The organism is Pseudarthrobacter sp. HLT1-3 (assembly GCF_059383535.1).
Map to the genome: position 1 here is coordinate 1 of NZ_JBWZCJ010000014.1, position 18,967 is coordinate 18,967.

At 66.0% G+C, this 18,967-nt stretch carries 19 protein-coding genes and 1 tRNA gene; 4 read left to right on the forward strand and 16 right to left on the reverse strand.

Annotated elements, in window-relative coordinates; translation table 11 throughout:
* The first annotated feature begins 113 nt into the window (after positions 1-113).
* Entirely contained in the window at positions 114-881 is a 768-nt protein-coding gene (gene map, locus AC50X9_RS12900) for a type I methionyl aminopeptidase (protein ID WP_494894162.1), read from the forward strand.
* Positions 882-978: 97 nt separating this feature from the next.
* Here the strand turns inward: map and AC50X9_RS12905 are convergent, their stop codons facing one another.
* Both AC50X9_RS12905 and AC50X9_RS12910 read right to left on the reverse strand, forming a co-directional pair.
* Positions 979-1,617 carry a GNAT family N-acetyltransferase gene (locus AC50X9_RS12905; protein WP_494894163.1) on the reverse strand — a complete coding sequence of 213 codons (639 nt, stop codon included), beginning with the start codon at positions 1,615-1,617 and terminating at the stop codon, positions 979-981.
* A 41-nt stretch (positions 1,618-1,658) separates the two neighbouring features.
* Positions 1,659-2,180 (reverse strand): LapA family protein, encoded by a 522-nt coding sequence (locus tag AC50X9_RS12910; RefSeq protein WP_494894164.1) that lies wholly within the window; start codon positions 2,178-2,180, stop codon positions 1,659-1,661.
* A 260-nt stretch (positions 2,181-2,440) separates the two neighbouring features.
* Here AC50X9_RS12910 and AC50X9_RS12915 point away from each other — a divergent pair, with 260 nt between their 5' ends.
* The 3 genes from AC50X9_RS12915 (at position 2,441) to AC50X9_RS12925 (ending at position 6,078) form a co-directional block, all read left to right on the forward strand.
* Positions 2,441-3,457, forward strand: coding sequence for a magnesium and cobalt transport protein CorA (locus AC50X9_RS12915; protein ID WP_494894165.1), 1,017 nt, complete (start codon positions 2,441-2,443; stop codon positions 3,455-3,457).
* Positions 3,458-4,165: 708 nt separating this feature from the next.
* On the forward strand, positions 4,166-4,489 hold the full coding sequence (locus tag AC50X9_RS12920) for a hypothetical protein (protein ID WP_494894166.1): 324 nt from the start codon (positions 4,166-4,168) through the stop codon (positions 4,487-4,489).
* Between the two features lie 749 nt (positions 4,490-5,238).
* Positions 5,239-6,078: a tyrosine-type recombinase/integrase gene (locus tag AC50X9_RS12925; RefSeq protein WP_494894167.1), complete on the forward strand. Its 840-nt coding sequence runs from the start codon at positions 5,239-5,241 to the stop codon at positions 6,076-6,078.
* A 183-nt stretch (positions 6,079-6,261) separates the two neighbouring features.
* Here AC50X9_RS12925 and AC50X9_RS12930 read toward each other — a convergent pair.
* From AC50X9_RS12930 to AC50X9_RS12995, 14 genes are all read right to left on the reverse strand, one after another.
* Positions 6,262-6,334, reverse strand: a tRNA-Arg gene (locus AC50X9_RS12930).
* A 624-nt stretch (positions 6,335-6,958) separates the two neighbouring features.
* Positions 6,959-8,047 carry a glycosyltransferase family 4 protein gene (locus tag AC50X9_RS12935; RefSeq protein WP_494894168.1) on the reverse strand — a complete coding sequence of 363 codons (1,089 nt, stop codon included), beginning with the start codon at positions 8,045-8,047 and terminating at the stop codon, positions 6,959-6,961.
* Positions 8,048-8,118: 71 nt separating this feature from the next.
* Positions 8,119-10,191: a glycoside hydrolase family protein gene (locus AC50X9_RS12940; RefSeq protein WP_494894169.1), complete on the reverse strand. Its 2,073-nt coding sequence runs from the start codon at positions 10,189-10,191 to the stop codon at positions 8,119-8,121.
* Between the two features lie 9 nt (positions 10,192-10,200).
* Entirely contained in the window at positions 10,201-10,479 is a 279-nt protein-coding gene (locus tag AC50X9_RS12945; RefSeq protein ID WP_494894170.1) for a hypothetical protein, read from the reverse strand.
* Entirely contained in the window at positions 10,480-11,436 is a 957-nt protein-coding gene (locus tag AC50X9_RS12950; protein WP_494894171.1) for a peptidoglycan recognition protein family protein, read from the reverse strand. It lies immediately after the preceding gene.
* Positions 11,433-12,113, reverse strand: coding sequence for a hypothetical protein (locus tag AC50X9_RS12955; protein ID WP_494894172.1), 681 nt, complete (start codon positions 12,111-12,113; stop codon positions 11,433-11,435). The genes AC50X9_RS12950 and AC50X9_RS12955 overlap by 4 nt, the downstream gene beginning before the upstream one ends.
* Positions 12,106-12,363 carry a hypothetical protein gene (locus tag AC50X9_RS12960; protein ID WP_494894173.1) on the reverse strand — a complete coding sequence of 86 codons (258 nt, stop codon included), beginning with the start codon at positions 12,361-12,363 and terminating at the stop codon, positions 12,106-12,108. The genes AC50X9_RS12955 and AC50X9_RS12960 overlap by 8 nt, the downstream gene beginning before the upstream one ends.
* A gap of 18 nt (positions 12,364-12,381) precedes the next feature.
* Positions 12,382-13,317, reverse strand: coding sequence for a hypothetical protein (locus AC50X9_RS12965; RefSeq protein ID WP_494894174.1), 936 nt, complete (start codon positions 13,315-13,317; stop codon positions 12,382-12,384).
* Complete coding sequence (locus tag AC50X9_RS12970) at positions 13,314-14,234, reverse strand: tail fiber domain-containing protein (RefSeq protein ID WP_494894175.1); 921 nt, start codon at positions 14,232-14,234, stop codon at positions 13,314-13,316. Before AC50X9_RS12970 ends, AC50X9_RS12965 begins: the two co-directional genes overlap by 4 nt.
* Positions 14,234-15,385 carry a hypothetical protein gene (locus AC50X9_RS12975; RefSeq protein ID WP_494894176.1) on the reverse strand — a complete coding sequence of 384 codons (1,152 nt, stop codon included), beginning with the start codon at positions 15,383-15,385 and terminating at the stop codon, positions 14,234-14,236. Before AC50X9_RS12975 ends, AC50X9_RS12970 begins: the two co-directional genes overlap by 1 nt.
* Positions 15,376-16,230, reverse strand: coding sequence for a phage distal tail protein (locus AC50X9_RS12980; RefSeq protein ID WP_494894177.1), 855 nt, complete (start codon positions 16,228-16,230; stop codon positions 15,376-15,378). Before AC50X9_RS12980 ends, AC50X9_RS12975 begins: the two co-directional genes overlap by 10 nt.
* Position 16,231: 1 nt before the next feature.
* On the reverse strand, positions 16,232-18,406 hold the full coding sequence (locus tag AC50X9_RS12985) for a phage tail protein (RefSeq protein WP_494894178.1): 2,175 nt from the start codon (positions 18,404-18,406) through the stop codon (positions 16,232-16,234).
* Between the two features lie 18 nt (positions 18,407-18,424).
* On the reverse strand, positions 18,425-18,565 hold the full coding sequence (locus AC50X9_RS12990) for a hypothetical protein (protein ID WP_494894179.1): 141 nt from the start codon (positions 18,563-18,565) through the stop codon (positions 18,425-18,427).
* A 26-nt stretch (positions 18,566-18,591) separates the two neighbouring features.
* Entirely contained in the window at positions 18,592-18,963 is a 372-nt protein-coding gene (locus AC50X9_RS12995) for a hypothetical protein (protein WP_494894180.1), read from the reverse strand.
* Positions 18,964-18,967: the final 4 nt, after the last annotated feature.

The window sequence follows — 18,967 nt, forward strand, 5'->3', positions numbered from 1 at the left end:
TCAGGAGAGTGTTGAGTTCGGGGTTCACATACCGGGTTTAACACTCTCCGCCTCACTTTAAAAGCGTCCCCACCGTCCCAACCAATAGGAATTACTCATCTAGAGTTAAAGCCATGTCGATGATCAAGAGTCCCGCCGAAATTGCCCTGATGCGTGAAGCCGGCCGGGTGGTGGCCAACACGCTGGAACGCGTCCGGGCGGCTGCCGACGTCGGCGTGTCCCTGAAGGAACTTGACGGGCTGGCCGCAGCGACGATAGCCGACGCCGGGGCGACGCCGGCCTTCCTGAACTACAAACCGCGGTGGGCATCGGTGCCGTTCCCCGGGGTCATCTGCACCTCCGTGAACGACGCCGTCGTGCACGGCATCCCCAACGACTACCGGCTTCAGGACGGCGACCTGCTCAGCGTGGACTGCGGCGCGTTCCTCCAAGGCTGGTGCGGCGACGCGGCGATCAGCTTCATCGTGGGCACGGCCGACCCGGTGGACCAGGCCCTGATCGACGCCACCGACGCTGCCCTGGCCCGCGGCATCGAGGCTGCCCGGACCGGCAACAAGATGGGGGACCTGGGCTACGCGATCGGCGGGGCATCACGCCGCGCAGGCTACGGGTTGCTGGCGGACCACGGCGGCCACGGGATCGGCAAGACCATGCATGCCGACCCGTCCGTTCCCAATGACGGCCGGCCCGGCCGCGGCATCAAGCTCACCGAGGGACTGGTCATCGCGATCGAGCCGATGCTCATCCTGGGCGGCAAGGACGACTACTTCCACGACGACGACGAATGGACCCTCCGCTCCAGCAACGGCCGCCGGGCGGCCCACAGCGAGCACACCGTGGCCATCACCAAGGACGGTCCGGTCATCCTGACGCTGCCCTGACGCTGCCCTGACGCCCGCGGCCGGCCCCGGCGGCAAGTCGCGGGACAGGCGGCGTGCCCGCCGGGAATGCCTCAGACGTGTGACTGGGGGGAATGCCTCAGACGGACGGTGGCGATGCGCCCGGCCCGGGTGCCGTCAGGCGGACGACGGCGCGTCCCGGGACCGCGTCGCTGACCACGCTGAAGCCGGCCCGCAGAAAGAGGCCGAGGGTGCCGTGGTAGAGGTCGGCGGGCCCGGCCTTGGGCCGTTGCGCGGGATCGACCGGATAACCCTCCAGCACCGTTGCGCCATGGGCGGCGGCGTGCCCGACGGCTGCCGCCAGCAGCGCCCGTGCGACGCCGGTCCGGCGCTCGCCGGGGGCGACGACAAAACAGCTCACGGACCAGATCTGGTCCCCGCCGGGATCCCGGGCCACCTCAGGTCCTGCCGCTGACAAAATCCTCGACCGCAGGATCCTGGGATAGCACGTGAGTGGTTCGACGGCGCACCAGCCCACGGGATTCCCACCGCGGAAGGCCATCACCCCGGGAGCGGGGCCGCCGCCGTCGAACTTGTCCCGTAACTGGTTTTTCCGCTGCTCCGGGGTCGTAGCGGACCACTGGGGTCCGGTCAGGGCGAAGAACCGGCACCAGCAGCTTGAGGGCTCGCCGCGGACGCCGAAGAGACGCTCGACGTCGGTCCAGTCCGCTGCGGCCGTGGTGACGGCTGCCTGCCCCCGGGGTTCTTCCTTGACCATGGGAAGAGGATATCGCCGGCCGGCGTCAGCGTCTGCGGGCATCAGCCCCGGCGGGGACCCTGGGTGGCCTTGCGGCCGACGCGCCGGCGATGGGCGGCGAGCCGCAGCTGGATGATGCGGGCGGCACCGGCGACGGCGACCAGCACCCCGCCTCCGACTGCCGCGATAAACAGAGCAACGCCGAGCGGCACCGACCCTGCAAGGCCGAAGAACTTTACCTGCACATATTCCTGGTTCTGCAGGATGAAGGCAATCAGCAGGCTCAGGACCACCAGCGCGCTGGCGACGGCGGCCCAAACCATTCCCGCCCGTGTGACCCGGGGAGTTTCCGGGGCCGGAACTTGCGGCGCCGCTGCCGGCAGCGTGTCCCCAACCGGCGCTGGCGCTGCGGTAGCCGGAGGCCCGGCCACCAGGTCGGTGCCTCCCGAGGGGGTCCCGGGGGAGTAGCCGTCACCGGCGGACCCGGACCCGGACGGGGCAGGCTCGCTCGGGTAATCGGTGGGCGATGCATTGCTGGGATCGCGGGGATCCTGGGAATCGAATCCGCGGGGTGTCTGGGTCATGGCGGGCGTACCTTTCGGTTGCGGGCAGGGCGCGCAGGCGTTCCCTGCCGTGCCATGCCTGTCCTCTCAATACTAAGAGTGCTGGTGGCCGACGGGGCCTAGGCTCGGGCTGCGGCACGGCGCGGGTTCCGGCAATGCCGTGGGTGCCGCCGGGGAGGCGCCCGCTGTTGGCCTAGTGCTGTTGGCCCAGTGCTGTTGGCACCGCGCGGGCGACGGTATAGCGTCGCAGCCAAGGGATGCCTGGTGGAGGAGGCGCTGCGGTGACCATCGTCGACAACGCGGTGTATGTGAACGGTTACCGAACCGCGGACCCGGAGAGCCTGGACGAGACCTACTTCATCCTGCGGCAGCGTCAGGGCATGGCCTGGATCGGGCTGTACCGGCCGGATGGGGACGAGCTGCGCTCCGTGGCCGAAGAATTCGATCTGAACCACCTGGCCGTGGAGGATGCGCTGGCCGGGCACCAGCGGGCCAAACTGGAACACTACGGCGAAACGCTCTTTATGGTCCTGCGTCCGGCCCGGTACCTCGACGATCAGGAAAAGGTTGAATTCGGCGAGATCCATGTCTTTGCCGGCGAGGATTTTGTGGTCACGGTCCGCCGGGCCGAGTCGCCGGATCTAGCCCGGGTCCGGCACCGGATGGAATCCCAGCCTGATTTCCTGGCCCTCGGTCCGGACGCCGTGCTCTACGCGATCCTGGACCAGGTTGTGGACGAGTATGAGCCGGTGGCCGCCGGCCTGGAAAACGACATCGACGAAATTGAGGACGAACTCTTCGCCGCGGACCCGGGCGTGTCCCGCCGGATCTATGAGCTCTCCCGGCAGGTCATTATGTTCCAACGGGCGACGGCGCCCCTGATCGTGATCCTGCAGACCTTGATGGCCGAGGCGCCGGACCGTCGGCCCCGACCCGAGCTGCAGGACCACTACCGGGACATCCTGGACCACGTACTCCGGCTCAGCGAACGGATCACGGCGTTCCGCGCGCTTCTGCAGAATGCGCTCGCAGTCAATACGGCGCTCGTGGCCCAGCGGCAGAACGACGAAATGCGCCTGCTGACGGAGTCGAGCTACGCCCAGAACGAACAGGTCAAGCGGATCTCCTCGTGGGCGGCCATCCTGTTTGCGCCGACGCTGATCGGCACGATCTATGGAATGAATTTCCGCAGCATGCCGGAACTGGACTGGGTCTTGGGCTACCCGATGGCGCTGGGCCTGATGGTGGCCATGGGACTGGCGCTGTATGCGACGTTCAAGCACAACAAGTGGATCTAGCAGCTGTTGCCCGACTGCCGGTTCTTCACGCCGCGGCCGGGATGGATCCGGCCCAGGGTCGCGCCATCTGCGGATACTTCCAATGCCGGACCTGGCGCTCTACGGTTGCCTCATGGCTCGAATGACACCGAAAGAAGCGGCGGCTGTGAACATATTGCTGGGCTACTTTGCGGGTATGCCCGAGCCGCCCCCTGAGGAAATTGTGCGATCTCTCGAAGTGCTCGCAAGTCGAGCGCACAATCGCCTGCAAGCCGGCTGGGACGAGTCGGCCGTTCGCCGGCAGTGGCCGTCCGCCTATGAAGGTGATTCGCATATAGGACCGGGCACAGCGCAGGCTCCGAAAACCGGTCTGAAGTCGTCAAGATCGGGGGCGACGAACGCCTGAGTCCTTCGGTGGAAGGACCCCCGCCTGAAGTTCTGAACGCCGAGGCCCCAAAGCATCCGAGTCCTCCATCCGCATGGGCTTGCTATGGACAACCAGGATCGCAAGGAAGTCTTGAGCAAGTAAGCGAGCACCTGTTGAGTAGCCCGAATGAGAAGCGGCCCTCACCCGCATATTCGCAGGTCAGAGCCGCTTCTTTGGTGCCCCAGGAGGGAATCGAACCCCCGACCGGCGGATTACAAGGTTGCAGGTTCACCCACTGATTCGAACGTCCTACCGCTGCGCCCGCTGCGGCGCATCGAAGGCCTCCCGCTGTGGATCGCCGCGTGAACGCCGCAAAGACGCGGCCGGCTGTCGGCAGCGTCCTGACCACCGTGGCGGAGATCGACGCACTCCCGCCCTATGCCGTCATCCTGGCCGACCCTGAAGGCCGCAGCCCATTCGAGAGAGACCGCTGCCTGGCCACGCAGAAGCGCCCCGGCGACGCCGGCTACACCGACTTCTGGTTCCCGGCATGGGACTCCGACATCTTCAACGCACTGGCATCGGAGGAGGTCGTACTCCGGTTCCACCTAGGCCCATTCCAAGTCGTTTGGCTTCCCCCGGTTGAGCCCGCCCTAGAAGAGCGCGGCCACCATCCCGTGACTTAAAAGTGAGTGCCGGCCCGGATGTATCAGCATCCGGCCGGCTCGGCAACCAGCTCCCGGCTACGGAACTCTGGTTACGGCATAAGTCTAACTTCTGCTGTCCAGAATCTCCATACCCCCAGCTGTGCTGCCCCCTTCATACCGAGGCGGTACGGCTACCCCGCCTGGCAGCAGCCACACAACACGCTAAGCCCGCGAATCCATGGGCTGCTTACTGGGTCAGAGCCAGTTCCAATGTCGCGTGTGCAGGCAGGGTGTTCACCCATGACGAGCAATCGCAGCAGGAGGAGCAATCCTCCCGGGAATCGAAGAAGTGCCAGCACCTACAGTGGGCCCAGCCGGGCCGCCAGATCTGCACACATACCGCCCGGCAGCCCTGCGCTGCCGGATGCCGCCACTGCCCAGGAGTAACGCCCTGAGCCTGATGACGATACGACCGACGACCGACGTGACCGACGCGGTGTCCTAAGTTCTGATTTCTGTCTGATAGTCCGCCCCACCCAGCACCACCGTGTGCTTGTGGGGCGGACCTTCAGGCAGAAGTCTCTCCTCTCCCAACTCCCTCTGCTCTCTCTGCGGTATCAGCAAAACCAAAGACAGGGCCTGCACAGCAGGCCCAAAAGCTCGAAAACATTCCAGCCTATCCACCGGCAGGAACCGCCGAACCCGTGTAAAAACAGAGCGACAAAGACGCCGAATCAGTGGGGGAGACAATGAAAACCGAGGACACACTCGAATACTGGACAGCCTGCATGAAAGCAGCCGATCTGACACCCAAGACCATCCGCGAGCGCCTGATCTTCATCCGGCAGCTGGCCCGCGGCGTCGGGGACCTGGGGGCGGTGACCAGGAAGGAGCTGATCGTGTGGACGGCTGAGCAGAACTGGTCGAATTCCACGCGGGTGCATCGACGGTCGGGGCTGCATACGTTCTTCGCCTGGTTGCAGGACGAGCAGCTGCGCTTGGACAACCCGGCGCACCGGCTGCCGAGAGTTGCCACCCGGAAGCGGGAGCCGAATCCGTTCACGATTGCGGAGATCAACACGCTGGTGGCCGGCGGGATCTACCGGAAGACCCGGGCCATGGTTGCGCTGCACTACTACCTCGGGTTGCGGGTCTCGGAGATCGCGGCCGTGAATGGCGCTGACGTGGACTGGGATGCCCGGATGCTATCCACGGTGGGGAAGGGCCGTAAGGACGCGACGTTGCCCGTCCCGGCGGCCGTGTGGCCGTTGTTCCTGGAGATGCCCCGGACCGGGTACTGGTTCCCCAACCGGACCGCCAACCGGATGTTCGCTGCGGGGGAGGGCCACATCATGGGCAACTCCGTCTCCGGGCTGATCGGGGAGGCGATCAAGCGCGCCGGACTCAAGCACCGCCCCCACGACCTCCGCGCTTCCCTGGCCACCGAGATGCACGAGGCCGGCGTCAGTGACTTCGTCGTCCAGCGCAGCATGCGGCACTCGAACATGGACACGACCACGGTCTACCTCAAGCTCCGGCCCGAGGGCATCCGGCACGGATTCGACCTGCTGCCGGCCATCACCCTGCCCGAACGCTCCGGCCGCCGCCGTCTGCCCGCGGCGGCATGACACCCTGCACCCGTCATATTCAACAAAGCGACGTCATGTGCTAGGTCTACCAGCCCTGTCAATACCTATACTTCCAACCAGCACAAACCAGCCAGCGCGACGCCGCCAGCCAAGTGCGCCGTGGCGGGCATCCCCTGGCCAACGACAAAGGGCCGGCCACCCGAAGGTGACCGGCCCCGCTCGTGCCCCAGGAGGGAATCGAACCCCCGACCGGAGGATTAGAAAGCCTCTGCTCTATCCCCTGAGCTACTGGGGCCGGGCGGAACCCAGTGTATCGCCGAGCCCCGCCCACCCAAAATATAAGGAATCCCGTATACCGGCATATAACTTGTTATAACCACACACCCGTGGCCTGAAACGGCGGGTAACATCGTGAGCTTGCCTGCTGGCCGTGTTGGGCAGGGCACTGCGCTAATAGGCTCACGAGGCCATGACGAAAGGCCCCGGTCCCCTGGGTGGGGACCGGGGCCTTTCGCGCGCTGGGATCTAGCCGCAGACGCCAGCTGACTTCACTGCATCCACCAAGGCCTGGCCCTTGGCAGCATCGGTTCCAAACCTGGTCGCCACACCCCTGAGGAACCCTTCCCCATGGGCGCCGTCTGCGATCTGCAGGCATACTGCCTGGGCCTTATCAAACGAGCCCTCGGTGGCCGACGGGTCCACGGCCCGGAGGTTGCTTTGCAGCGTGCTGATCTGACCACTTGTCAGGGTGGGCAGCGACGGCTTGGCCGCAGGCGCAGTGGTAGTCGGAGCAGCAGTTGGAGTAGGTGAAGCACACCCTGCAAGGAGCAGGCCGGATGCGAGCAAGAGACCGAGTTTCTTCATGTCACAAACTTATGCCATCCGTTGGGGAACTTAACCGGTCTTATTTAGCCCTTGGCTACCGGGCGCCGACGTAGTTCTCTGCGGCTTGCGTGAGGACGTTTTCGAAGGCTTCGGCGGCGTCCTTCGCCGTGTAGGAGGACAACCGGGCGCAGCCTGCCTCTGCCAGCGCCGAACATCCGGCTTCTTCGGTGAGCAGTCGGGCGACGTGCGCCGTGAGCGCCGCGGCATCACCAGACGGGGCGAATGCTGCCACGCCTTCCGCATAGGCTTTCACACCGCCGATGTCCGTGGATACGACGGCGGCGCCGCTCATCATGGCCTCGGCAGGTGGAAGGTGCCACCCTTCGGCATCACTGGCGCAGAGGTAGACGCGGGCCTGCTGGTAGAGGCCTGACAGTTGTTCCGGGCTGGGCTGCTGCACGTGCGTAACCCATGCAGGGAGGGCCTCGGGGCGGGGGCCCACGCCGAACGTGGTCGCTTCCATGTTAGGAACCTGCGTTTTTGCCTGCGCCAGGACTTCGCAGATAAGGTCTGCCCGCTTCCATTCATGGTCTGACACCATCGCCGTAACGTTGAAGGGCCGTGCGGCAATCGGTGGGCCGGGCTGGAATCGGGTTGCGTCGATGGCGTTGGGCAACAGCACGGTCTGCGTGCCGAGCTTGACCCCAATTTCCTGCAGCCACGGGGCGATGACGATCTTGCGTAGGGGCAGCTTCCATGTGCGGTCCACGAAGCTCGCGTCCTTAGACCAGTCCTCGTAGTGCTGGATGAAGTACACGCCGCCGGCCTTGCCGCTCAGCGTGTACCGGTTGGCGAGGGGTGCGCTTTGGCAGGCGGTCGCCACGACCACGTCCGCGCCGCGCAGATCGGCGGCAGTGGCGCGGAATTTGTTGACCACCCTTACTCCTTGATGAAGGTCGAACCAGTTGGGCTTCTGGTTTTTCAGCACCTCTGGCGTGTACCGGACCCGCTTTGCCAGGGCGAGCGGCTGATCAATGCCAGCCTCATCGCCGCTGAACCGCCACGCCTGCACGAGCTTCACGACGTGGCCCTGCGCCGCGAGGTAGTTGGCGTATTCGTAGACGACCTTGTAGCCACCGATGGGGTTCGGTGCGTAGCCGGGCAGCAGGAACGTGATCTTCAAGGGGCGCTCATCTCAAGGTGGCGGACATGACGGGTGAGGTCATGTGCCCCCACCCGCCACAGTTTAGCCGCCTACGCGCTCTTGGGTACGACCGTGACCCGGCTGATGGTCGCGGCCTGGTTGCCGGAGCCGCGCAGTGTCAGCTTGGTCCCGGTGATTGCCGAAACGGTGAAGGCGTTTGTGACGACGCCGTTCGTCTCGATGGTCAGCCTTCCGTCGCGGCGCCGGAGCATGACCACGCCAGCCGTGAACGGTGACTTGCACAGCCGCGTCGCGAGAATTGACCCGCCGTTTCGGGTGTTGAGCACCCAGTTGGCACCGTCTTTGTAGACGGTAATGTTCAGTCCTGTAGCGTCCCCTACGGTGAAGCCGAACGGGTACGTCCCGCCCGATACTGCGTCGAAGACGATTTCTGCGTCGAACTCTGTGAGTCCGGTGTCGATGGTGCAGAACCCATCGGCGGTCCCGGACCACACGAGCTTGTTTGACGCGATAGCCCATCCGGCGTCGGCGGTCCATGCCTGCCCGGTGTTGGCGGTGCCGACTGCCCCGTTGGCGCGGGTGAAGGTGTCCAGCACGGTCGGCGTGGTGGCGTCCAGTCCCGCCCCGGAGCGGATCAGGGCGCGGGCGATACTGTTCGTTGCCCCGGTCGTGCCGGTGGTGTCGATCAGGACAGGTTCCCGCTGCCCCGATGAGGCAAGGGCGATGCGCCGGTAGCCACCTGACACGGCAGTGTAGTAGTGGTATTCCTCGCCGTTCAGTTCGATGATCCACGGTTTGTGGGCGTAGAGGTCATCGTAGGAGTTGGGCGTCGGCTTCAGGGTAGGACCCCGGTCGATCCATCCGCCGGGGAACTTCTCGGCAGTGGTGGTCGCATAAGCGTCGTATCCGGTGCCGCCGCCTGCCTTGAAGTAGTCCATGCGCCAGGAGCCATCCTTCTGCTGGCGGACAAACGGATCACCTGCGTAAATTTGCCAGGTGGATTCCGTGCCAGTGGGATCGAGTAGGAGCGAGCCAAGGTCATCGCGGAACGTCCAAGGACCGTAGAGGGACTTGGACTCCGCCACGCCGACACGCTCTTTACCGTTCGTGCCGGTGGCGTTGATAAAGCAATACCAAGTGTCTCCGGACTTCACGAAGTTGGGGTGCCACATGTGCACGGAACGCCAGGGCACAGCGGGGTTGTAGGTCATGACTACGCCGTGGCGGGTCCACGCTCCGGTCCCAATGGGGCGGGAGGCGTGGCACACTGTCTTATCGCCGCCCTCGTAGCCAACGGCTGAGAGCCCGATGTAGAAGAGATGCTGGGTGCCGTTCTCAAACAGCGTTACGGGGCCGGTGACTCCCGCCACGTCCGGGGTGCCCGCGACGCCAGAGCCGGTGAAGTACTGTGCGTTCCCGGTCCAGCGGATTCCATCGTCCGAATAGGCGATTCCGTGGGAGGCGACGGCAGTAGCGTCCCCGGCAGTGTAGGCGGTGTAGATCATGGCGAGCTTGCTGGTCACCGGGTCGCGGAACACGCACGGAGATTCAGTCATTTCCCTATCCCAAGCGCCGCCCGTCCGGGACTCATACACGACGATGCCGCGCTTATTCAGGGGCTTGTTCCCGCCCGCGACGAGCTGGGAGCGGTCGTCGGTGGCAAAGGTGGCATTAAGTGCCTCGGGTGCGAGCCGGCCCGGCAGGTCCGATTCCTGCAGCGTGACGAAGCCCGTCCGGCCGCCGAAGCCCAGCACCGCGGCCGACGGCGCGGTGACCGGGATGGAGACCGGGCCGTCCGGGACCAGGTCAAGATCGATTGGGTCCGTCTGTGCCATCAATGGCTTGAGGTTCTTGTTCCAGGTGATCGGGCGTTCGTTGGCGAACTCCCAGGAGGCGCTGATCTGGTATGCCCAGTCCGTCACTTCGTTGCCGGCCGAGTCGATGAACCCGGGCTGGTTGATGGACGGCAGCTGGAACTGGCCGAGCTGGCCGGCGTCGGCGGTGAAGGAGTCCGAGAACTCCGGCAGTGGCTGGCCGGTCGCTGCCCAGATCACGCGCGAGGTCGGCTTGACCGACACCTTCGTGACGACGTCCTTGCCGGTGACCGTGAACGGGATGCCAAACGCGATGGTGTTCAGCACCATGCCTGGGGGAAAGCCCATGGAAAGCTCCTACTCTGCCCGGTGCTCGGGCGCGTTGTACGTGGGGGTCCTTGCTGAGCCGAGGACGGCGCGGGTCAGCCAGTCCGGCAAACGGGGTTCAAGCCAGCGCCAGAACGCATACCACGCGGCGGCGATGACCGCGGTGAGCAGCGGCACTGCGATGTCGGCCAGGCCCATGAGTTGGTCCTGCAGAGGCGCCAGTACCGGGACCAGGCCGATCAGCCACAGCACGACCGCGCCCCAGAGCGCCGGAACCAGGGTGCGCAGGATGCTGGTCAGGAGCTGCATCTACTTGCCCTCCTTCTCAGCGGAAAGATTGACGACGGCGGACGCAATCGACGCGGCGAGCGCGGCCAGGTCCACGGCACCGCCCTCGCGCTTGAAGTTCTCCGGCAGCCAGGACAGCTCGGTGGCAAGGTTGGTAGTCCCGCCGGTGGCGACGTCAGGGACGGCGGCGGTCAGGACGCCGAGGACGGTTTCCTTGATCGCGTCGATCGTGAGCTTGCGGCCGTGGTAAAAGTTCGCCTCCTGCCACGCCACAGACTCAGCCAGGGTGGTGGTCCCAACCTCGTTACCGTGGATGTCGTACTTCGGGATGGGCGCGTAAAGCAGATCGTTGACGCTGGGCATGTCATCCTCCTCGGATGCTGGTGTGATGGTGCCTTGGGAGGCGATGTCCCCGCCGATGGCGTTGGCGTAGGTGGTGAGGAACAGGTTCCAGTCGAAGTTCTGGCCCGGGTCGTACCGGCGTCCGGGGTTCGTTTCGCCGTGGCCGTAGAAGCCTGCCCGGGAACCGGCGATCGCTTCGGCCGGGGTGATCCGGCGGGCCGGGGTGGGGGAGGCCAGCAGGCCCGCGGCGAGGGCGTCCCGGACCAGTTCGGCGGCGGCGTGGGCCATGTTCCGGGTGATCGCTGCGGCCCGTTCGGGGGTGAGTTCGCGCCAGCGGGCGGCCTGCATGGCGCCGGAGACACTCATGGCGTGGGTGTTGTTCTCCGTGTCCGCCCATGCCGCGTAGGACGGGTGCACGAGTTTGATCCGGGAATCCGCGTCGGCGAGGGCGTGGTAGCTGCCGTAGTCGGTGCGCCGGCCGATGAACCGGGCGACGTCTTCCGCGCCCGGGTCGGGCCCGTCGAAGTCGGTGTTGTTCTCCGCCGTGTGCACGCCGATCACGCCGGACACTTTGATCCGGCGCCAGCCGAACTGCGGGGTGTTCGGGTTCGGGTTGTCCTGCAGGTAGTAGCTCACTTGATCGGCCCCTCACTGGCGCACGTGTAGGTGGCGGACCCGGGCGGGTCCGGGGTGCAGGCGTAGGTCGTCCCGGTCTTGTCGGTGAAGGTGATCGAGGACGGGCTGGTCCCGTCCGCCCCGTCGGCGCCTGCGGGGCCCGTTTCGCCTCGCGGTCCTGCGGGTCCGGGGACGGTCGAGTCGGCGCCTGGTGCCCCGGGGGGGCCTTGTGGTCCGGGGATGAGGGAGTCGGCCCCGTTCGCGCCGTCAATTCCTGCGGGTCCGGGAGGGCCCGGGACGGTCGAGTCCTTGCGCGGGAGGCCTTCCTTACCGGGGATGCCCTGGATGCCCTGGACCCCTTGCGGCCCGGCCATCGGTGCGGACGGTTCCGCGGCGGCTGTGGCGAGGCTCTGGCAGAAGTTCGCCTCCGCCGGGGTCTTCGGATCGGCGGCCGGGGAACAAACCGCGTCGATCCCCTCGGTGGCGAGGTTCTGCTTCTGCTGCTGCTGCTCGACGCCGTAGGCCCGGTTCGCTTCGGCGAGGCGGGCGTTATCGTTCGCCAGCCACACCGCGACCCAAACCGCCCCGATCAGGATCAGGGACAGGAGCGCGAGGCCCAGCATCGTCCACTTCGCCGACCTTCGGGAACGGGCGGCTTCCTCCTGTGCTGCTTGAAGCTCAAGATCAAAGTCACTCATGTAGTTCCTCCGGCCATTCGGCGGGTAGTGGGTCGATGTCATGGGCAATGAGCTGTTCCCGCCATTTCGTGGCGGTCGCGTGCAGGCGGGCGTAGCGGCGTTCAGCCTTCGCGGCCTGGGCTTTCAGGAGCTCTTCCACTGCTGTCTCCCTTTTTTCGCGCTTTCGGTCCATCCGGTCGATGAGGTACTTCGTGCCCGTGCCGAGGACCGCGAGGGCGCCGACAATCGCGGTGATGAGTGCGGCGTCCACACGTTAGTCCTCCCTCGGTTATCCGGCCGCGCTGGTCGCGGTCATCTGCTCGGCGGTCCACCGAAGCTCACCGTTGCCCGTCGCCGAGGTTGTGACATTCTGCAGGTACAGGTTGAACCCGGCCGCAGTGACATCTGCGGCCACTGCTATGAGGCGGGTCTGGTCGCTGGTCACCGTGACAATAGGGGCCACACTGAAGCGGCCCGCCGGGAAAGTTTGCCCGAACGGTCCGGCGAGCGCTCCGGCCCCGACGATGCCGATTGCGGCTTTACCCATAGCCTTCGCGTAAACCGGGTGGGTCCTGACATAGGTGCTCCCGTCCCAGACTTCCAGTGGTGTGCCGGGGATATCCAGGCGTCGCACTGCGGAGCCTTTGGGCGGGTCGGTTATCTCTGCCCGTTCGGTGGTGTTCCGGACAGGGATGGGGGCCCCTCGTGCTGCGGTGTGGCGCCAGGCCTGGGCGATGGTGTTGGACCCGCCGGAGGTGCCGGTGGTGCCGGCGAAGATACGGGCCTCAGCCAGGACGTAGGCGCCGGCTGGAAGCGATCCCGTGGGCTTGGTCGGGGAGGCGGCCGCTGCGCCCTGCTGCACACCGATGACGGCCTGGTTGTCGGAGTCGCCCTTGGCCTGGTCGTTCTGCTTGATGTAGATCAGGTCCCACCGGGAGTTCGTCGCGGGTGCCGCGCCGGTGGGGACGTTCGTGGTCCCGGTCAGGGTCGGCGTGTAAACGCCTTCGCCTGCCGTCCGGCTGATTACCAGGGGGGCCGGGCCGACGTCATAGGACATGTCCGCGCGTCCGAGGACCAGCAGGTCGGTGGCCTGCGCCAGAACACCCGACCGGGGCACGCCGGGCGCGTTCTCCGCGTACAGCCCGGCGAGCTGGAGCCGGTGCTCCAGCGTGGTGGTGCCGACCCCGGCAATGGGTGTTACGCCTGGTCCTCGGTTAACTGTCATAGTGTTCCTCCCATAGCTTCGACCGCGGCCTGCAGCGCGGCGATGTCCTGTGCGTGTTGTTTGAGTTGGCGATCCTGGTCCTTGGCCACATCGAGCAGGGCCAGCGCCAGCAGGTCATACCGGATGCCGTCAATCTCGCCGTCGTACCAGACCACAATTTCGGGCACGAGCTCGTGGACTTCCTCAGCGATCAGCCCGTATTCGTCGGTTGCCCCGGTGACCATCTGGTCCGGGCCTTCCTGCCCCTCGGGGGTCGGGATGCGGACGGGCTTGCGGTCGAAGATTTTCGGCCCCAACTGCAGGACCTTGGCCGGGTCCACCGCATACGGTCTGACATTCTGCTTGTACCGCATCGAAGAGGTGTTCTTGCCCAGATGGTTACCGCCGTCATTGCCGACCCACACGGCGTAGAACGTCGTGCCTGCCACGTTGTTATTGAAGGCGTAGGACGAACCATCGGCGAGCGCCACGGGGCTGGTGACGTCGGACCCTGCGTGGGTGTGGGCTGCGGGGGTGAAGGTGGATGGTTTGCCGGTGACGGCTGCCCAGGACGTGGAGGCGCCGGTGACGAGCTTGACCCAGACGCTGTTCACGCCGTCCCAGATTTCGCCGCCGAAGTTGCCCGGGTCAGAGAGCAGTTCGCCGAAGCGGGCCATCGGGGTGCCGGCGGCGTCCTTGATGACGAATGTTCCGTCGGAGGTCTGGAAGATCCCGACGGTGTCACCGGCGGCGTTGACGGTCCGGAACCCGGTTTCGTCCACGCGGATGCCGCGGCCGGTGGTGTCTGAGATCGACATCGACCGTTGCGGGGCGCCGCGTTCCATCTCGGCGGTGCGGCGCCGGTGGTCCTTGTCGTTGTCGCTGATCCTCTTGCGGGGGTCCGGGTCGGGGACCGAGCGGGGCGCGTCGGTGGTCATTACACTCCTGCCGGCATGGGCGCTGGTGTCAGCGCCACAGTGTGGGTGTTGTCCCCGTCGATGGCCATGACCCGGACCCGGCGGACACCGGCCTCGATCATCGGGTTGCCCTGCGGGACGGTGATCTTCGCGAAGTCGCCGGGCGAGTACTGCCCCAGCATCGGGCTGGTGTCGGCCCGGACGGTGAGGTCCCACGTTTCAATGGGGCGGCGGGCCACGGCCATGGCATAGTCGGCGTGATCCTGGAGGATGCCCTGGTCTTCGACGTCCTTGGACGCGGCGTCCGCTTCGGTCCAGGGGTACTCCGCATACTGGATCAGGTCCAGGTCCTGGGAGGTCGCGAGTTTCATCTCCAGTTCGGAACCGGCGCCCGGCTGCCAGACCCTGTCGGCCATCCCGGAACCGTCTTCCTTTACACCGATGTCCGAGACGCCGGAGTCCTCCACGGTCCCATCCCAGATCCAGTCATCCCCGCCCTGGTACAGCAGCGGGGCGGACGGGGAACCATGAGTCATGACCCATTCAATGCGGGTCGGGTCCGCGGCGTTGTACCGGGGGCGGAACGCAATGTCCGGGCCGTTCTGCACTTCGGTGAGTTTCCGCAGGAGGTCCCCGACGTAGGGGAGCTCGTAGCCTTTGTAGTGGCGTTCGTTCCCTGCCTCTTCCAGGATGTCCGGGAGGACGATGGGCAGGCCCGGGTTGTAGGGGTTCCCGAAGATGGAGAGCCTGACGATTTCGCGGGCGATGCTGCCGAGGGAGATCCCGGACAGGTCCAGGCTGGACCGGGTGACGGGTGTGCCCGCGATGATCTGTGCCCAGTTCAACGCTTTGGTTCGGTCCAGGATGGACCAGAGTCCTTCCGCGCCGAGCTTCAGGACACCGGTCCGGGCGGAGTAGTCCCTTTTCCAGATCGGGCCCGCCTCCAGGATGGTGTTCCCGTAAGCCACCGCGAGGTAGTTCTTCTTCGATGCGGTGATGTTTCGCAGGTCCTTGGTCCGGAGTTCTTCGGACAGGGCCTTGGTGGTCAGATCGATGGGGCCGGCGCCATTGAGACGCTGGCCCCAGGACTGTGACGCTGCGGGAAGATCAGCGGTGATCCGGCCCGTGACCATGTTCCCGATGAACACCCGGAACTCGGGGGCTACCACCATGCCGGCCTCACTTCCGCTATCAGTTGCGCGCCGGTGGACCCTGCTGCCTCGAACAGCCACGTGCCGGCCGTGTTGCGGGCCAGCCGCGTCCACTCCCGGACGGTGAGCTTGGCCGAACGGTCCGCGTATCCCTCGAGCAGGACCGACCCGTCGGATGCATCCAGGCGGACGGTCTGCCCGGCGGGGACCTCGTCGCTGTAGACCAGCCGGTTGCCGGACTGCACATGGGTGATGGTGAAACCGTTCGGCGTCGGGCCGGTCACCGTGAAGGTCGGGGCGGTGTCAGCCGTCCCCGTGTTCGCCAGTGTCACCGTGCCCACGTCACCCGCAGCGCCGTAATCCAGGGGATCACCCAGCGGGTACTCCAGCCCGCCACCGGGAGTGGCCACGCCCGTCACTGCGTTGACCGCTGCGCCGTACTTGCGGGGCTTGGGACAGATGAACTGCAGCTGGAAGGTCAGCGTGGTGTCGTTCTTGTATTCGATCTTCGGTTCAGAGAACAGGTACGTCCCGCAGGACATCGGAACCGTTGCCGTGTCCGTGACCTCCAGAACGCCCGCCAGCCCGTCAGCGAGGACCGCCGCCAGCTGCTGTTCGGCGAGCGCCGTCACCTCCTCGGAAGGGCAGGTGGCGTCGCCCACGATGGTGACCAGGCGGGCGTCGCGCCAGCCGCGTTCGGAGAACTCGCCGTGTGCGTTCATGCGCGCGGCGCGTTCCCTGCGGACGCCCGGCCCGTCCTTCCAACCCGGGATGTCGTCCAGCCAGAGGGTGTACCCGTCCGGGCTGGTCCAGCCGTCCTCGCTGAAGGTCAGCCCGTCGACGGATACCGTGCGTGTTCTTGGCATGTCACCCTCTCCACAAGATCTGTTCGGCGGTGGCCCGGCCGACGAGCTCCTCGTCCATGCCGGGTGCCGCGTGGACGGCGATGGGGCGCTGGGTGCGGATCGCCTGGATCAGGTCCTCGATCGTGGACCCGCTGCCGGCCCGGGAGCCGCCAGCGGAGGAGGAGCGGCCGAACATGGGCACGTCCGGGACCGTGACGAGCCGGGACATGCGACTGTCGATTGAGCCCTGCATGTCTCCGACGCCGAGCAGGAGGCCTTGGCCGATGTTCTGGCCGAAGCCCTGGAAGACCCGTGATGGCGAATGGATATTGAGTGCGACCTTGAAGGGCTCCACGATCCATCCGGGCAGGAGGGACAGGAAGAAGTTTCCGATGGTCCCGGCCAGCGACTTGATCCCGTTGAATAGGCCCTCGACGATGTTCTTGCCGGCGCTGAAGAGCCACTGGCCTGCTCCGGCGAGCGCGCCGGTGATGGTACCCCAGAGTCCGGAGAAGAATCCGCCGACCTGGCCGATCATGCCGGAGACACCGTTGACGATGTTGCCCCAGATTCCGCCGAGGAACCCTGCGACCATGCCGAAGACGCTGGTGATCACTCCCCAGATCATGGAGACTGCGCCGGAGATGGCACCGAAGATGCCGTTCCAGACGCCTGCGATGAACCCTCCGACGGTGGTGAAGACGCCGACGATGAAGCCCCACACGGCGGTGAAGACGGTGGAGATCACCGCCCAGATCGCCATGAGGACGGTCGTGATGATCGAGACGTACCAGTTCCAGATCCCGGCGAAGAATGCTCCGATGGCTGTGAAGACCGCGACGATGTTGTTCCAGATGGCCATGATCTGCTCGCCGTGGGTCTGGACGAAGGCGATCAGGATGTTCCGGACGAGGTCAGCTACCCATGTCCAGGCGCCGCCGATGAAGTTCCCGATCGCGGTGAAGATGCCCGCGATGAAGTTCCAGATCCCGGTGATCTGTTCGACGATGGGGGCGACGAAGGCGGTCACTCCGGCGACCACGGCGCCGACGACGGCGGTCCAGATGCCGGAGATGAAGCCGACGAAGCCGCCCCAGACACCGTTCCACCAGCCGAAGAATCCATCCATCACGCCTTGGAGCCAGCCCATGAAGCCGCCCCACACCTGCGTGATGAATGACACGACGGCGTCCCAGTTGGCCACCAGGAGAACGATGATCGCGATCAGGGCCGCGACCGCCAGGACGATCCCGCCGATCATTGCGATCTGGGGAATCATGGCGATGTTCATGATGGTGATGGCGGCAGACAGCAGCCCAATCACGCCGGCCAGGATGCCGATGCCGATCGCGAGGCCGCTCACCAGCCCGGAGTTCTGACTGACCCACGTCGCCATGCCGGTGGCAATGGTGGACAGCTGCGTCATGGCCGGCAGCAGCACCTCGCCGAGCTTCGCGCCGGCGTCTGCCCAGGCCGCGGTCTGGCGTTCCTGTGCGCCGGCTGCGGTGTCCGCTTCCTTCGCGAAGTTCCCGGCCGACCCTGCGGACTGCTGCATGATCAGGTCCATGGTGGCCTGCTTCTTCGCAGCTTCCAGCGCGGCGCCGGTGAGCTTGTCCTGCCCGCGGGCCGCCAGCTCGGTGCTGACTGCGCTGGCGGTGAGGGTGAGCCCGTAGCGTTCGAGGCTGTCGAACTCGCCACGGAAGGCCGCGCCCATGGCGCCGACGGCCTCGGAGGTCGTGCCGCCAAACACCGAGGCGAGGTCCGCGCCGCGGGTGATCAGCTCGTCGTTCTTCTTCGCCAGCTGGTCGAAGGGAACGCCGGCGGACTTCAGCGCGGTGCCGGTGACAGCGGACAGCTCGTTGTAAGAGCTGGCCGACAGGCCGACGGCGTTGGCCGCGCGGGAGGCGAAGTCTTCGACGCCGCTGGCCGCGCTGCCGAAGACGGTCTCGACGGCGCCGCCGTTCTGCTCGGCGGCGGCCGCCATCTGCCCGAACTGGCTGCCCATGCCCACGACTGCGGCGCCGATCCCGGCAGCCGCGCCCAGGAGGATCGGGGAGGACAGGGCCTTCGCAGCCCGCTGGCCGGTCGGACCCAGCTTCGACTCCATCGAATCGGCACTGGAGACGATGGAATCGAACGTCTTCTCGACGCCCTGAGACCGGGCAAAGATGTCAAACAGCAGCTGCTGTGTAGCCACGGTTACCGCCCTTCAGCGCTAGTTGGTTTTCTGCCTCTCGGCTTCCCAGGCTTTGGCGTTGGCCACGAAGTGCAGCCACATGTCGTAGCGCATGTCCCAGACGTTCAGCGGGGTGATGCCGGGCCAGACGTGGGCGATGATCGGGATCCACCGGAACACCGACGCCTCGACGTCCTCGATGTGCTCTACTGCTGCGCCGGAGCTTCTACGCCCGGATCGGAATCCGTCCGGGCTACCGTAGGGTCAGCCGGCGCGGGCACCTCGTCGTCGGCCTCGAAGCCGATCTCATTGATCGGGCACGAGTTCGCTTCCTCGATCGAGAGGTTCTCGCCGCTGTGCCGGCGGCACAGCCAGATCATCGCCTGCAGGGCCATGATGTTGTCGGCGTCGTCGAGGAACTCCAGCGGGTCCGCGTAGGACTGCATGCGTTCCAGGTTGTCCTTCAGGGACTTGATGCCCATGCCGGAGCGGACCTTCAGGACATAGAGGTCATTCAGAGACGCCTTCTGCAAGGACTCTTCGAGCTCGTACTTCTTACCGCCTACGACCAGCTTCATTGGC

What these genes read in the sequence shown, in the direction of transcription:
- AC50X9_RS12975 (WP_494894176.1), bottom strand. Translation starts at nt 15,385, where the DNA reads ATGGTGGTAGCCCCCGAGTTCCGGGTGTTCATCGGGAACATGGTCACG.
- AC50X9_RS12905 (WP_494894163.1), bottom strand. Translation starts at nt 1,617, where the DNA reads ATGGTCAAGGAAGAACCCCGGGGGCAGGCAGCCGTCACCACGGCCGCA.
- AC50X9_RS12945 (WP_494894170.1), bottom strand. Translation starts at nt 10,479, where the DNA reads ATGCAGCTCCTGACCAGCATCCTGCGCACCCTGGTTCCGGCGCTCTGG.
- AC50X9_RS12980 (WP_494894177.1), bottom strand. Translation starts at nt 16,230, where the DNA reads ATGCCAAGAACACGCACGGTATCCGTCGACGGGCTGACCTTCAGCGAG.
- AC50X9_RS12925 (WP_494894167.1), top strand. Translation starts at nt 5,239, where the DNA reads ATGAAAGCAGCCGATCTGACACCCAAGACCATCCGCGAGCGCCTGATC.
- AC50X9_RS12995 (WP_494894180.1), bottom strand. Translation starts at nt 18,963, where the DNA reads ATGAAGCTGGTCGTAGGCGGTAAGAAGTACGAGCTCGAAGAGTCCTTG.
- AC50X9_RS12970 (WP_494894175.1), bottom strand. Translation starts at nt 14,234, where the DNA reads ATGACCACCGACGCGCCCCGCTCGGTCCCCGACCCGGACCCCCGCAAG.
- map (WP_494894162.1), top strand. Translation starts at nt 114, where the DNA reads ATGTCGATGATCAAGAGTCCCGCCGAAATTGCCCTGATGCGTGAAGCC.
- AC50X9_RS12965 (WP_494894174.1), bottom strand. Translation starts at nt 13,317, where the DNA reads ATGACAGTTAACCGAGGACCAGGCGTAACACCCATTGCCGGGGTCGGC.
- AC50X9_RS12955 (WP_494894172.1), bottom strand. Translation starts at nt 12,113, where the DNA reads ATGAGTGACTTTGATCTTGAGCTTCAAGCAGCACAGGAGGAAGCCGCC.
- AC50X9_RS12940 (WP_494894169.1), bottom strand. Translation starts at nt 10,191, where the DNA reads ATGGGCTTTCCCCCAGGCATGGTGCTGAACACCATCGCGTTTGGCATC.
- AC50X9_RS12910 (WP_494894164.1), bottom strand. Translation starts at nt 2,180, where the DNA reads ATGACCCAGACACCCCGCGGATTCGATTCCCAGGATCCCCGCGATCCC.